A 13,582-nucleotide genomic window follows, 5' to 3' on the forward strand; every position below is an offset into this window, starting at 1 on the left:
GCTAATGCTCTGATGAATCATGATCAACCCACCGAAGCATAACAAGCGGTGAGCCGGACCCCTCGGAGCGCAGTTCCAACACCGGGCTGCGCGACACGACGAGGGTGAGCGAGTGGTCCAACCGGAACGGGTAGAGCACGGCCGCGGACGCAAGCCCGGAAACGCTGATGGCACGGCCGGTGCAGCGGATGGCGGCCTCGATGAGCCAGGCGATCAACGCCTCATTGGTGATGGCCGTGGACGGGTTGCGGATCACACGTCGCCCCTTGTCGACCCGCTCGCAGGTGCCCCAACTCGCCTGGGTCTGGATAACTCGGTTGGCGGCGCGCCGGGTGACTTCACCCTCGCCGTAGGTCTCGGCCAGGCGGCGATGGATCTCGGCGGCGGTGCAGTCACCCTGGATGGCCGTGAGGCGGCCCACCAATTCGGCGACCTTGCCGAAGAAGGGATAGGCGGCGATGGCCATCCCCCAACAGAGGGCCGGGATGGGCACCGTGGGGAACTCCTGCCAAACACCAAAGCCCCGCTGGGCGAAGCCAATCAGCTCGGCGCGTGGGTCCAGCCACAGGCCGTTGAGGATGCTGCGGGTCTTGGTTCTGGACGGTATCCCTAACCCCGCGGCCTCCAGCAGCGCGTCGATCGCTTGCGGGTCCGCAGCCCCGCCGCGCACCTTGAGTGCGCACGTCGCCCAGTCGAGCGGAATGAAGCGATCGAAACCGATCCGGGGCGCGGCGGCCGGGATGTTCTTCAACGCCCGTCACTCACGTTCACGAAGGGGACGATCAGCTCTTCGATCGAGCAGCCGCCGTGCGACACCAGCGCTTCACCGGGCGTGACGAAGGCGGTCCGGCCAGCGGCGAACAACGGCAGGAAGTCCTTGGGCCAAGCCGGAACCTCAAGGCTGAAGGTTCCGGGAAACTGCCCCGCGGATTCGGCCCTTAACAGCGTACTACGGTAGACCCGCACCCGTTCGCCGCGGGTCTCCGCAATCGCCCCCTCATTCGGCCGCCCGATCCCGACGGCTTCGCAGTTGCCATGATCGGCGGTCAAGTAGACCTGGAAGCCCTGATCGAGCAAGAGTGCAAAGAGCCCATCGACAAAGCCGGACTCGCACCAACTCGCGATCAGGCTCGCGATCCCCCGTTTGCCCAGGAAGGCCCCGTGCACGATCGCATCAATCGTATCGACGACGATTCCCGCCGCCTGGACGTCCGGGTTCGCCAGGGCGACCCCCAACGCGTCGAGCTGATCGGCATGGCGAATGCCCTTGTGATAAAGCACCTCGCCGGGGCGTAACCCCTGGTCCTGCCAGAAACGGGACCACAGGGCCGGCTCCCGGCTGGTGGTCTCCAGCGAGCCCGGGAATTCTCGAGGCAGTAACCCAGAGAACAGGGCTTGCCGAGAGACGGCGGTCAGGGTTGGGAGCCAGGCGAAGCAGGCCCCTTCCGCAAACGCGAACCGCGGTGTCCGTGCCGTGACCGCCTCGCGTATTAGGACCCACTGGTCCAAGGCTAGCCCATCAAACACCAACAGCGCCACCCGTGGCTCCCCGGCGTTGCGGCGCAGGGCCAGAAAGCGCGGGATCTGGTGCACCATGGCCGGCGCGTTCGCCACCGGCAGTGACGGCAGGTCCGCATAGTGTTCGGTCATCCAGGCCAGCAGACGTTCATCCGCGAGACGCTGCAACTGCGCAACCTCTGCCCTGAGCCCTTGGGCGCGGGCGGTATCAAGGTTGTGGAAACGGGCGAGGATCTCGCCGAACCGTCGTGCGAAGGCCCCCCAGTCCCGGTGCGTGGCCTCTGTGGTCGGGAGCGTTTCGACCAGGGCTTTCAGGCCGTCCACGACCAGGTTGCGCAGTGCAGCGGCGTCCTTGACGATCCCAATCGCGATGCTTTTCGAGACAGTAGCCGGCAGGTTGGCGGGAAGGTAGTGCACGGCCAGGGGATGAAGGGTCCCATCCAGGAACATCGAAGCGACCAGGCCCCGAATATCCGGATGAGCGAACGGAATGTCGATCCTGACCCCGTGCCCCGGCGGTGTTGCCTCCGCGATGCGCGAGCCGGTGATTCCGAAGTCCTTCAGGTACAGATACCAGGCATCCTGAACACATCGCAGTGTACTTGCCTTTGAGGACAACAGTTCATCGATCGGTAATCCCGAGAAGGTGTCGTTTGCCCCGATGATCTTGGCCATGTGCTCGATGAGGACCGGGGGCAGTACCAGATCCCGGTGATGCAGCCGCAGCAGTTCCCGCCAGAGGTCGTCCATGCGGGTGATCAGATGCGGGGCGAGGCGGAACACATGGGTCAGGATGAAGGCCTTGGTCGCCGCCTCACCGAGCGGCTGGGAAGCATGTTTGGCGTGCGCATCGAACAATGCGTCCAGATGCTCCGCGGCGACTTGCCTGACGACGCCGTAGCTTAAAGCAGGGAACAGGTTCGCCAGGCTCAGGTGGACCGTCCGCGCCTGACGCAGATAGTCCCAGGGCAGCGCGTCCGGCTCCGCGCAACGCAGATGCAACACCAGGCTCAAGGCCCGCCCATCCTCACCGCGGTCCCATGCCTGCCGGTAGTGCTCCTCGTACTCGGCGCGAAAGGCCATCGGGTCCTCGAAGGGCAGCACCTCAAACCCCCGGGTGCGCAACCCGGCCAGTATCCGCTCGTCCAGCAGTACCGCGTCGGGGTCCGCCGCGATCCACAGACGAGCCAGGTCGGACGGAAACTCACCGAGGATGCGATCGACCCAGGCGCTCATGGCGGAAACCAGCCCTGCAGAATACTGACGATCCGGTCGAACGTGGGACACTCCCGGAGACGTTTGATGCTGGCCTGCCGACCAATTTCCTCGAAGTCGCGCGATGTGATGGTGCGGCTCAGGCCCTTGATCATCAGGTGCTCGAACAGTTCTTTGGGCTGCTCCTGTTTCAATATCTCCAGCGCCTTGCCCTGCTGTTTCGCGAAGGTACGTAACAGGGAGGCGATCTCGTCCACCGTGACCCCGCAATGCTTTGCGAGTGCCGGCTCGCAATACCACAGCCAGACCTCGACCTCGGGCACCAATGCGGTAGCGGCACTTCTTCCCGACCAAGAGATGTCATTGAGTCGGCCTTGAACCTCGGTCTCCAGTGCCTGCGGCGTCATCCGATGTTCGCGACCGCAACCGTGGAAATCCCAAAGCAAGAGGGCTTTGTGGTACCCGTCCTTCATCATCCCGGTCAATTCGGGACCGCTTTGCACCATGCCGGGGTCACGTCCAGTATGGCGGTCAATATGGAATTCAATGGGTCGGATGCCCAGCGCCTGAGGTCGCGTCAGTACCGCCCGCATCAGACTCAAGGCATCGGCGTCCGCCGTGTAAACCAGTAGATCCTTCATTTCCTGGGTATTGAGCCCAGCAGCCCGGCGGCGAACAACTGTCGCTGGTTTCTTCATTCCAATAGCCCGGCGGCAAAAACCACGCCTAAGTCAGGTATACCGTCCCATTTTTTCAATATTGGATGCTTGGGTCCTGGGACGATGTGAGTCCCCTCTTTGTCCCTGGAGAAGCACAAGAGTGGGTCGATTCCGCATTGCTGGACTACCAGAGGCGAATGGGTCGCGAGCAGCATCTGTCCGCCGGGGATGGCTGACAACGAGCGCAGGATAATCTCCAACGCCTTGGGATGGACCCCGTTCTCCGGCTCCTCGACCATGTAGAGCGCGGACTCCGCGGGTAGAAAGGCCGGCAGGGTCAGGGCCAACATCCGCAGGGTGCCGTCACTCAAGAGCCAACTTGGCACATCCAAGTCGTTGCCGTAGCGAAGCACCAGGAACTCGGCGTTATCTGCCTGGCGCCGGTCCCAACCGATGTTGACCAGATCGGGCAGGGCGTAGCGCAGATGTTCCACCCAGCGCGTAACCGCCGAGTCGGGCTCTGCCCATCGAGGTCGTTTGTTTCTTTTCAGAAGCCGGGGCACTGATCTTGCTTTGGACTCTGCCGCGCGCGGCGCTGATTGGCCATTGGTATCGAGTAGTCTACCAACGACCCGGGCCATGTTGGTGCCATCCAGATCCAGGTCAGTGCCTCGGGTTGCTGGGCACGGCAGGCGCATCGCGCGGCTGTTGAGCTGAATATAACGCACCCCCTGCATCAAAAAGCGACGCACCGCGTTGGCCGTCGGGTAGAGTTCCTCGTCGGGTGGCGTCAGGGCCAGGGTCAGCTTATCGAGTCCGAAATTGAAAGAATCCTTATAGGTACCCTTTTCCCGCGAATAATAATCCGTGCCTTTCGATGTCTTGCCGAGCAAACGCTTCGGCTTGACCGACGCGCTAAAACGTAGCTTGCCGCTCTTGGGCAGCCAGGCACGAGAGTATTGACGCAGTGCCTCATCCTCCACGCAGACCCCGAGTTCGGCGTCTTGACGAATGACGAGGCGATACTGCAAAAAGCTTGAGGATAGGGCCGGCAACTCAGAGGAAAGATCCAACAAGAGTTCAATCTCGACCGAACCACCGCGCCGCATCCAAGTCAGGTCGTTGAAATCCGCGATGCCGCGCAACTCCACTGCTGCCCCAGGACCATGGGCCAGACAATCGCGCACAAAGTCGATCGCATCCAATACGGTGGTCTTGCCGACGCCATTCGGCCCGACCAACACCTGAAAGCGCGACAGCGGCAGCGCATCGAGCGATTGAATACCTTTGAAATTGCGCAGCGTCAACCCGACAATCATATCTGCAACTCCAAGCGGGTCAGCGCCTGGTCGTACCAGAGCAGCAGCTTTTCATCTTCTTGCAGCGCCTCTTCCGGGATCTTAGCCGCGAGGGCGACGATGGCACGGTAGTCCTTGGCCGCCCAGGCGGCCTTGAAGCCGGCGCGCAGGACCTCCAGCCGGAACTCCTTCAGGCGCCGGCCGGTGTGTGCCTGGTAGGTCGCGAACTCCTTCAGCAGCATCTTCTCGCGCTTCTTCTCAAGGTCTTGGGCCTTGTTCGGGTCGGGGACATACCAGCGGTCTTGCGCCTTGGCGATCAGCGCCGGGTGGTCCTTGGCGAGACCTCGCAGGTCCTTGTGGTTGGTCGAGAGGTAGCTGTGGATCTGGCTCGGGACCTCGGCCGATCCGTCGTAACACAGGAAGCTGTCGTCCAGCAGTTGGCTCAATTCAGGGATGATCTCGCCTTTCTTCTTGGCCGCGCCGATCTGCGGCATATACTCCGGCAGGATTTCCGAACGGGTGGATGGGCACTTGCCCAAGTGTTGGATGAGCCAATCAATGGCGCTGCGTTCGTCTGAAATGAATAGCTCGGCTTGCCTGGCTTGGGGCATCCGTGCCCGCGCCTGCTCGTACTCCAGGCGCTGTTCCGGCAAGAATGCCATCCCATCGACCATCTCGAAACGCGTGGCCAACTCGGCAATGAACTCGGGGCTGGAGAGAGGCACCATGGCATCATGGCGAATGAACCAGGCATCCAGACGATCTTTGATCCGGCGCGGGTCGCGCTCGACGTTGTTCACCAGTTCCTGAAAATCACCCTGTGTCACTTTGACCGCGGGCAACTGCTTGAGATGGGTCTTGACAAAGTCCCAGACGGAATCCCCCGTGGCGCCGTTGCGGTTGAAGCGCTCTTCCAGGCCGCCATTCGGTTTGTAGGCCGAGATCACCAGGTCTTGCTTCATCGCGGTTGCTGAGGTCACTTGGCGATAGCTGCCCTGCACCTTGTCCAGGGCCGTGACCTCCGCCACGACGAAGCCCGCCTGCTGCAACGCGACCTGGATCGCGTTCCACACCGCCGCCTTGCTGTTGGAGAAGACCACCGTCATCCAGCGGCCGGGTTTCAGCACCCGATAATACTCGGCGAAGCAACGCTGCATCAGGTGTTGGTATTCGGGCAGCGCCTTGTGTTTGAAGCGGTCAATGATCGCCTCGGGTGCGGCATCGGTGAAGACCCGGTGCCAGGATTCGACCAGGAAATTGAGATCGGCGTAAAAGATGTTCTCGCCGAAAGGCGGATCGGTGAAGATGTAATCAATGCTATTGTCGGACAAGGGTACATTGGCAGCCGTACCGGTGCCGATGAAGGCTGTCCCTGGGGTCGTCCTGTAGGCGCGAAACGCGCTGGTGAGCCTGGCAAGCTTGCCATCAAGGATGTACCAGGGACTGCATTCGGAGTGCTGTGATGAAATGTAATAGACACCGGATAGTGCGCGGTTTACTTGTGAGAAGTGAGTCGGCCCGTAGCGGTTAAGAACTGATAGACCCCAAATCGCTTGCTCGACGAAGAACAGCAATATCTCTCGGATGCGTTCGTCAGGGTTCTTCTTCGCCACCTTCCAGAGTGCGCCAAGTGCTTGCCCGGCGCGCGGCAGGAAAAAATGATGCGTATTCGAGAATCCCTTCGGGGCAATTCGCGATCCGTGATACATGGCCTCGATGGGAAACCGTACCGTCGGTATCTCCGCCGGTAGCAGCAGGGCATCGATCCGCTTTAGTATCTCCAGGTCGTGCGCATCCGGCCGCTTCTCCCGGCGCTGTCCCTGTGCGACATAAGAGATCAGTGCCGGCTGAAACTTGACCCGCTGCCAGGGCTCGCCGGTCGCCGGATCGATCCGCGATTCAAGGACGCGCTCCAGCCGATCCTTATTCAAATCGGCCCCGCAGTGCGGACAAGGAAAGTGGTCCCGTACCCGCTTGGTCTGTGCATCCAGTGCCTCCGCGATAAAATCGATCTGTCCCGCGCATTCGGGACAGGCGAAGACCTCACTCCACACGGTATAGTCGATCCGACCCTTGGTCTTGCCATCGGTATGCAGGGTCTCGTACATCCAGCCCAATTCCTTCTCCAACGCCTTGAGCAATTCTTGACCGGCAACGGCGAAGGCGCCCACGTCGAATGGCAGGTTGTAGTTGGCGGCGATGAAGGTGGCCGCGGGTGACAGGTCATTCAGGATGACCCGTCGCGCACCCCAACGGGGCGGCTCCTTGCCTTGGCTCTTCCACTCGCTCTCCAACTGATGCCGATAGGCGGCCGGTGCGGCGCCGCACCATTGGGCGGCAACCCCGGTCATGCCGGAGCCGGCAAAGCCGTCGAGTACGAGATCGCCGGGTTCGGTGTAATGCAGGATCGACGGCACTATCGCCAGGTGCGGGACCTTGGTGTGGTAGCCGTGGGCCTTGTAGAGCGGGTCCGTCTTGCCCACCGAGACATCGATGGTCATCGGCTCCCGGCGATATGCAAGCTCGGGGTCATAGGGTCGCCCGTAGTGCCGGACGAAGTCTTCAAGGAAGGGGTTGGGGCAGGCGGTGTAGTACGGCGGGTCTGACATCGCCAGGATGTCCGCGTCCGTACCGATCGGAAACCCCTCGATCTTGCGAAACTCCGGGTCCTCCAATTTCTCCCGTAAGAGCGCGAGAAAGTGCTCGCGGCGCGCCACGTCGCTCGGGAAGGTCTGGCCCAGGCAGTCGACGGGACCGCCGGCCGCGGCACTCTGGCCGTCAAACAGGTCGTTCATGGGGCGTCTTATCCTGAGTGTGCTGCCCGGCGAGCAAGGCAGTCCCGCGCTCGGTCAGGCGGTAGCGCTGCTTACTGCTTTGCGGTTTGTCCGGAATGGTCATCGTCACAAGCCCTTGCTCCAGCAGGGGCGTCAAGCACTGATCACGGAATTTGGTGCGGTTGACGCGCTTGACCCAATCCATGAGCTCGGTGATGGTATGCTCTGCGTGCATCTTGGTCAGGAGTCCTTGCTGCTCTGCTGTCAGTTGGGACCAGGTCCGGACTTGGTCCTCACTTGGTCCCGACTTGGTCCCGACTTGTTCGGTGACTTGTGCAGTCTCCAAGTCAAAGCGTTGGCGAATCGACTCAGGCACCTGAAACCGCGTTTCTGACTGTGGTTCCAGCAGGTTCTGGGCCACCAAGCGATCGGCCAGCGCCTTTGCCTGCTGAGTCGTGCTGAACCCGAGACCGCGAATGTCGGTCAGACTGAGCGACTCACCTGCCGGTTTTTCCAATCCCAGCGCCAGGGCATCGGCCTGCTCCGGGGAGAGGTCGACGCCGAGGGACTGCCGAAACTGCTGCATGGCAACGGTCAGTAATGGCTTGTTGACAAGCACCAGCTCGAATTCCTTGGATGCCTTATCGTTGCGGATCTGCGGTGGCACGCGGCCCAACTCGTGCCAGTTGCGGAAGATGGCGCGGATACCGGTGCCGGCCTGATCGGACAGGCCGATGCGCCGGAAGGCTTTGATCAGCGCAGGGTTACGCACATCCTTTTCGGTGGGCTCCAGCAATGCCGCGGTGGAAGGGAAGGCATCGCCGGGGTTCCAGAAGACGGTGCGGTCGGTGAACAGTTTGATCGCTGCCTTGCGGCCAGGATCGCCATAGTCTTGATGCACCAGCAGGTTGATGGCCGCCTCGCGGAAGGCGACGTAATCGGGGGGATCATCGTTGCGGCGCAAGGTTGCGGGGTCGAGTGAGAATGGATGCTCGGCAATGCGCATATAGCGAGCGACCAATCCGCGCCACGTCGAGAAAATGTTTTCCTCAAAAACGTAACGGTCGTGCCAACGCTGATCGGCAGACCAGTTGTCGAACGCGGTGTCGATGCGCTGATAGTCCAGTACCGGGCGCGGCAGGAGTTGTTCAACGTATTGGCGTTTGCCGAAGAGCAGGACACCCGCGCGACTGGGGAGCATCTGCCCTTGGTGCTCGGTGACATAGTTCCAGTGATGCAGGAAGGCTACCGGGTCGGCGATGTCGGACTGATCGGGGTTGCGGAGTAAAAACTGGGCCTTGTACCAACGAACGGTATCCTCGTCGAAGCAGCGCTGCACGTCCAGGTCAGCGAGCAATTCACCGTCAAACGATTGCGTATCGTGGTCGCGCAGAAAGCGCCCCAACTCGCGCGCTGTGCATTGCTCGTCGCCGGCACCACGGCGGATATAGGTCTGGCGCGGATCGCCCTTCAAATAGATGGGCTTGTCAAAGCGGGGGCTCTCTGGTACGTGAAACGTGAACACGGTCTTGCCGTCGATGCTGTAACGCTGCTCCTCGACACGGATGATCTGGTTGAGCTTCTGGCCGCTGCGCAGGGTGCTCAAGAAATCGTTCTGTACCCGGTCGGGTTCGTCTACGCCGGTGACTTCAAGCTGGCCGTTGTGCTCGCTGACGCCAAACACCAGCCAACCGCCCGCCGTGTTGGCAAAAGCGGCGACCGTTTTGTAGGCATCGTCCGGTACTCCACGGGACGCCTTCTTGCACTCGAAGTCATTCCACTCGAAGCCGCGCAGACGGACGAGTAATTCGTCCTGCTTCATGCTTACTCCACCACAAACCGCAGCTTGCCGACGTCCTTGCCCTTGCAGCGGTCATTGATGAAGGTCTCGAAGCGCTTGCGCAGTTCGTCCGGAGTGGCCGGCGAGCCGCCCGTGAGCAAGGCGTGCTTGATATCATCACCGGTGACGGTCACCGGCTCCAGCCCCGACAGGGCCTCGGCGACGGCTGCCACGAACCCCGGGGGGATCGGCTCCGGTAGGACTTGGGCGTCGAGAAATGCCTCGATGATTTGGCGGTCGCCCCCCTTCAGAAGGGTGAAGTTAGCCTGGATGATCGGGTCGTCCAGGTTGTCCAGTAGGGTCTGCTGCCAGGCGGCAAGCAACCGGTCCAGGTCATCGTCGAGCTTGGTCAGGGCATTGGCGGCGGGACCGAAGGCAAGCGATTCGTTGGCTGGTTTGAAGCTGCAATGGGGGCAAATGGGGCTTGCGACCAGTTCGGACTCGGTGAGCTGATAGCAGCTCTTGAGATTCGCCAGCCGATCCTCGAAGGCGGCGAGCTGGCTGGTCGGCATCAGTGAGATACCCGCCAAGGCGCGCAGGGCCACCAGACGGGGATCTTTGCGTAGGGCGGTCTTGGTCTTGTCTTCAGCGACACCCAGGCGCGCCTTGCTGTGGCTTGCGATATAGGCGTTGACATAGCCCTTTTTCAACGTTGCGAGGGCGTGGCGGCAGTCGGCGGCGATCTGACCGCTGGTCGTGCCGGACTTGATCGCATCGGGAGTCCTACCGCGGGCGCCGCTAAGTTTGGCGATGGTCGCGGCCCGATCGGTCTGGGCCTGAGCGATCCATGGGTGGTCGCCAGGTAGAACGATCTCGGCCTGGGACAGATACGCGGCCGTGGGACCGAGTTCGGCGACCAGCGCCAGCAGGGTCTCGCAGGCGGAGAGCACCTCCAGGTTCTGCTGCTGGGCTGCGATGTCTTCCAAACCAATGCGCAGGTTCTTGAGCTTGCCGACGGTGTTGTAGGGCGAGAGGGCCTCGCTGAAGGTCTTGAGTGCGTCGAGTCGCGTGCGCCAGTCGCGTAGCTCCTCATCGCGCAGCAGTGACTGGCCCCAGAAGGCCAGGCGGCCGGGCATATCGGTGGTCGCCTTGAGGCCGCGGTTGACGAGCTCGCCGACGGCCTGTTGCAACTGTTTGACGGGCTCCTCTGAGCCTTGGGTCGCCAGTTGCGCCAAGCCGGGGGAGCGGCCCAGCAGTTCGAACAGCGCGCGCAGGACCTCCACGTCGAGTGCTTTCGGGGCCTCTATGTGCTTGAATGCCGCGAGCGAATCGAGCGAATGCTCGGCCAGTTGGGCGAGTTTGCCGGAGTCGATCTTGTCACCGGTAATGGCGAGCACGCAGTGGCCGCTGTAGACCAGGGCGCCCAGGACGACCGCGAACAGGTCCGGCTCCAGGCGGAACCGGGCGGGGGCGAAGTGCTCGGCTCCGTAGGCGCCGGTCAGCAGCTCGCCGCGATTGAGCACTTGGCCATGACCCTTGGCCTTGAGGCGGGCCAGCACCTCCTGGGCGTAGGGCGAGCGAGCAGCGTCGATGCGGTCACCGTCGAGCATTGCCAAGGCATCCAGGATCGCCACGGCGTCTTTGGTACGCGGGCCGCCGGCCAGCCACCGCAACGCGCTCACCACGAGTTGCTTGCGGTTGATCTCGGTGACGAGCAGCGAGAAGGTCGGATACTCGGGGGCGAGGTCGGCAAACTGTTGGCCGAATGCGAGCCCGGAGACCACATTGACGATATCGCGGAAGTTGATGCGGTCGTCTGCCCCCAGGCGGGCCTTGTCGCGCATTGAGACGCCCCGCACCCAGTCGGCAAGGGGTTTGCTCTTGCCGGCGTGGGTGACTTCCAGGGCGGTCATCTGCTTTTCCTGTAGCCACTTGCTCATGGCCTTCAGAGCATCCTGGCTCTTTCCAAGATAGATGTTCTTGGGGTTACCGCTGGCCGTGGAGGCGAGATCAAGGGCCGCGGCATAGGTGGCCAGGTGGTGCTTGATGTCTTCGTCGAGCCCCTTGAGGCGGAAGAACACCTCGTCCGCCAAGTGTTCGTCGCGAAAGCGCGGCGCGTCGAAGGGCTGGATGAAGTAGATGTAGAAGTCCCGCGGCGGCTGGGCCGTGGGGCGATCATTGGGGGCGCCGAAGAAGAGGTAACCGACGCGCTCGACCCGGCGCTCCTGCCATTCGATCTGGTATTGCCAGATTTGGAAGCCGGAGACGTAGGTGGTCTCGTCGGTGCGCTCCATGAGCTGGCGCACCGCGCTGAAGTAGGCTCGATCCAGCGCATCGTCTGACAAGGCATCGGCGCGCTTTTCGATCTGCGCGTCGTAGTCGATGTCTTTCTTGAGATCCAGGTAATACTGATCGGTGCCTGGCGCCTTGGAAATGAACTGTCCGTTGACGGTCTTCAGGGTTTCGCGGAGCACCGTCTGGACCAGTGAGAGCAAATCGGCTGCCGGGTCGCCGCCCATGTCCTCGATACCCGGCTGGTACAGGCACAGGGTATCGCGTAATTCCTCGGCCGTTGGCCCGATGGGAACATAGATGTCGCCGCCGGTGGTCAGCCGGTGCACCGACAGTGCGGCGATCAGGCGTAGGGCCATGGGCTTGTAGGCCGGGCGAGTAAAGGCTTGTTGGACCCGTCCGGACAGTACCTCGGAGACCTTGACCACGGGACCGATGGCGGGGTCGGCACGCAGCACCGAGTTGGCCGTGACGGTGTCCCAAAAACGGTCATACCCGAGCAGTCCAGGCCGATCGACGGGGACTTCATCCGCAAGCATGGCCTGGATCTGATCCCGGATGGTGACGAGTGCGCCGCGCTTTTCGGCGAAGATCAGGCGCTCGAAGGTGCCGATGTAGTCCGGATGCACCGGGAACAAGCGGACGTACTCGTCCATCCGCTCGTTCATGGTGCCATAGCAGCGGGCGAAGGGCGTCAGATAGGTGCGAATCTTGTCCTGCTGATCGGCGGACTTTTTCAGCAGTCGTTCCGCGACCACGAAACTCACATCCTGGCGGGCGAGCAGCACCTGGGTGAATCGGTCTTTGACCCGTCGCAGGCTGTCTGCAACATGCTGGAAACGGCTGCTGTCGAAGACCGCCTCCTGGACACCGGCCACGAAGCGGAAGCGCAGGTGCTTACAGACCTCGCCGAGCTCGCGCAGGAAGGACAGATCGAGCACCAGGTCGTGGTCCTTGCGCGAGCGCAGATACTCCAAGAATTCGTCAACCACCAGCAGGACGCCCTGGCCCGGATAGCGCTCGTCGAAGGCGGCCATCATCGCCTCGAAGGCGGCCTTATTGTTGACGACTTGGTCCGCGAGCGGGAAACGGTAGTCCACGCCGATCCGCGCGAATAGCGACTCCAACTCGCCGGTCACGATCCGGCGCAGCGACAGTTCGCTTACAACCTCGGTGCGGTGGACTTGGAACCGGCCGGCAATCGCGCCGGCCGCCGCGGCGACCTTGGGATGACGCAGCATCGACAGGTAGCTGGCGTCTTCCGCGACCAGCGAGAGCACCGACATCAGGTGTGATTTGCCGGTGCCGTAGTTGCCGACGACGAGCACGCCCTTGTGGTCGACGGACTCGTCGAAGGAGAGTTGCGGGATTATCCTGCCTGCGATGCGCTCGGCCATGTCGTCGGAAATGACATAGGTCGAGACGAGTTTTTGGCCCTCGTCAGGGCGGTTCGCATCGAGCAACTGGATGACCGACTCGATCGGCTCGAATTGGATGAGATCCCCGTAGCGCATCGGCTCCTTTCCCGTCTTTCTATTGTGCTAGGTCGCAAGCGATCACGCCGTCAAGGCCGTAGTCGCGATATTCCGCGTGCCCCATCTCCGCATAGGTCAGGCGCGGCCCGTTGCCTCCGTGCCGCGACGCGGACGGCCAGACCGCGACGACTCGCCGGGCCTGGGCTTGGCGCTTGAGCAGGTCAAGGGGGTTGAGGGCGAGCGAGGCATCAAACAGCAGCTCGATGTTGTCGATCAGCAGCAAATCCCCGCAGCAGTGGGGCCTCGCGATCTCGCGCAGGAGGCTGCCCGCCTGGAGCTGGCGGTCACGGTGTGGGACCGCTGCAAGCCGTCGGCCCAACTCCGCGCCCACATTCAGAGGCGAGGCGCCGGTGCGGTCGCCGAAGGCCCGCAGCAGTGCGGTCTTGCCGCTTCCGGGCGGCCCGATTAGCAGGACAAGCTTGCTGTGCAGGGCGGCGAGATCGTCGACCAGCCGTTCCAAGTGCGCGAGCATGCTTGATCGTGAGGATATCGCCTTCACCGGGACTTGTGG

General features: G+C 62.3%; 8 protein-coding genes. All 8 read right to left on the reverse strand.

Annotated elements, in window-relative coordinates:
• Position 1 precedes the first annotated feature (1 nt).
• Genes A39O_RS0116890 through brxF form a run of 8 tightly spaced genes read right to left on the reverse strand, consistent with a single transcriptional unit; the run spans position 2 to position 13,543 of the window.
• Positions 2 to 751, reverse strand: a complete 750-nt coding sequence (locus A39O_RS0116890; protein ID WP_020505847.1) for a hypothetical protein — start codon at positions 749 to 751, stop codon at positions 2 to 4.
• Positions 748 to 2,754: a BREX-3 system phosphatase PglZ gene (gene pglZ / locus A39O_RS0116895; protein ID WP_020505848.1), complete on the reverse strand. Its 2,007-nt coding sequence runs from the start codon at positions 2,752 to 2,754 to the stop codon at positions 748 to 750. The genes A39O_RS0116890 and pglZ overlap by 4 nt, the downstream gene beginning before the upstream one ends.
• Positions 2,751 to 3,431 carry a methylation-associated defense system protein MAD4 gene (gene mads4, locus A39O_RS0116900; RefSeq protein ID WP_211211616.1) on the reverse strand — a complete coding sequence of 227 codons (681 nt, stop codon included), beginning with the start codon at positions 3,429 to 3,431 and terminating at the stop codon, positions 2,751 to 2,753. The genes pglZ and mads4 overlap by 4 nt, the downstream gene beginning before the upstream one ends.
• Positions 3,428 to 4,711: an AAA family ATPase gene (locus A39O_RS0116905; RefSeq protein ID WP_020505850.1), complete on the reverse strand. Its 1,284-nt coding sequence runs from the start codon at positions 4,709 to 4,711 to the stop codon at positions 3,428 to 3,430. Before A39O_RS0116905 ends, mads4 begins: the two co-directional genes overlap by 4 nt.
• Positions 4,708 to 7,485, reverse strand: coding sequence for a DNA methyltransferase (locus A39O_RS0116910; RefSeq protein ID WP_020505851.1), 2,778 nt, complete (start codon positions 7,483 to 7,485; stop codon positions 4,708 to 4,710). Before A39O_RS0116910 ends, A39O_RS0116905 begins: the two co-directional genes overlap by 4 nt.
• A complete protein-coding gene (locus tag A39O_RS0116915) occupies positions 7,469 to 9,286 on the reverse strand; it encodes an RNA-binding domain-containing protein (RefSeq protein ID WP_020505852.1) in 1,818 nt (605 codons plus the stop codon). Before A39O_RS0116915 ends, A39O_RS0116910 begins: the two co-directional genes overlap by 17 nt.
• A gap of 2 nt (positions 9,287 to 9,288) precedes the next feature.
• The gene (locus tag A39O_RS0116920) at positions 9,289 to 13,050 is read right to left on the reverse strand and encodes a DUF6079 family protein (protein ID WP_020505853.1); all 3,762 of its coding nucleotides are present in this window, start codon (positions 13,048 to 13,050) and stop codon (positions 9,289 to 9,291) included.
• Between the two features lie 19 nt (positions 13,051 to 13,069).
• Positions 13,070 to 13,543: a BREX-3 system P-loop-containing protein BrxF gene (gene brxF / locus A39O_RS0116925; RefSeq protein WP_020505854.1), complete on the reverse strand. Its 474-nt coding sequence runs from the start codon at positions 13,541 to 13,543 to the stop codon at positions 13,070 to 13,072.
• Between the last annotated feature and the right edge of the window lie 39 nt (positions 13,544 to 13,582).

This window comes from Lamprocystis purpurea DSM 4197, from assembly GCF_000379525.1.
GTDB lineage: Bacteria > Pseudomonadota > Gammaproteobacteria > Chromatiales > Chromatiaceae > Thiodictyon > Thiodictyon purpureum.

What these genes read in the sequence shown, in the direction of transcription:
- A39O_RS0116920 (WP_020505853.1), bottom strand. Translation starts at nt 13,050, where the DNA reads ATGCGCTACGGGGATCTCATCCAATTCGAGCCGATCGAGTCGGTCATC.
- mads4 (WP_211211616.1), bottom strand. Translation starts at nt 3,431, where the DNA reads ATGAAGAAACCAGCGACAGTTGTTCGCCGCCGGGCTGCTGGGCTCAAT.
- A39O_RS0116910 (WP_020505851.1), bottom strand. Translation starts at nt 7,485, where the DNA reads ATGAACGACCTGTTTGACGGCCAGAGTGCCGCGGCCGGCGGTCCCGTC.
- brxF (WP_020505854.1), bottom strand. Translation starts at nt 13,543, where the DNA reads ATGCTCGCGCACTTGGAACGGCTGGTCGACGATCTCGCCGCCCTGCAC.
- A39O_RS0116905 (WP_020505850.1), bottom strand. Translation starts at nt 4,711, where the DNA reads ATGATTGTCGGGTTGACGCTGCGCAATTTCAAAGGTATTCAATCGCTC.
- pglZ (WP_020505848.1), bottom strand. Translation starts at nt 2,754, where the DNA reads ATGAGCGCCTGGGTCGATCGCATCCTCGGTGAGTTTCCGTCCGACCTG.
- A39O_RS0116915 (WP_020505852.1), bottom strand. Translation starts at nt 9,286, where the DNA reads ATGAAGCAGGACGAATTACTCGTCCGTCTGCGCGGCTTCGAGTGGAAT.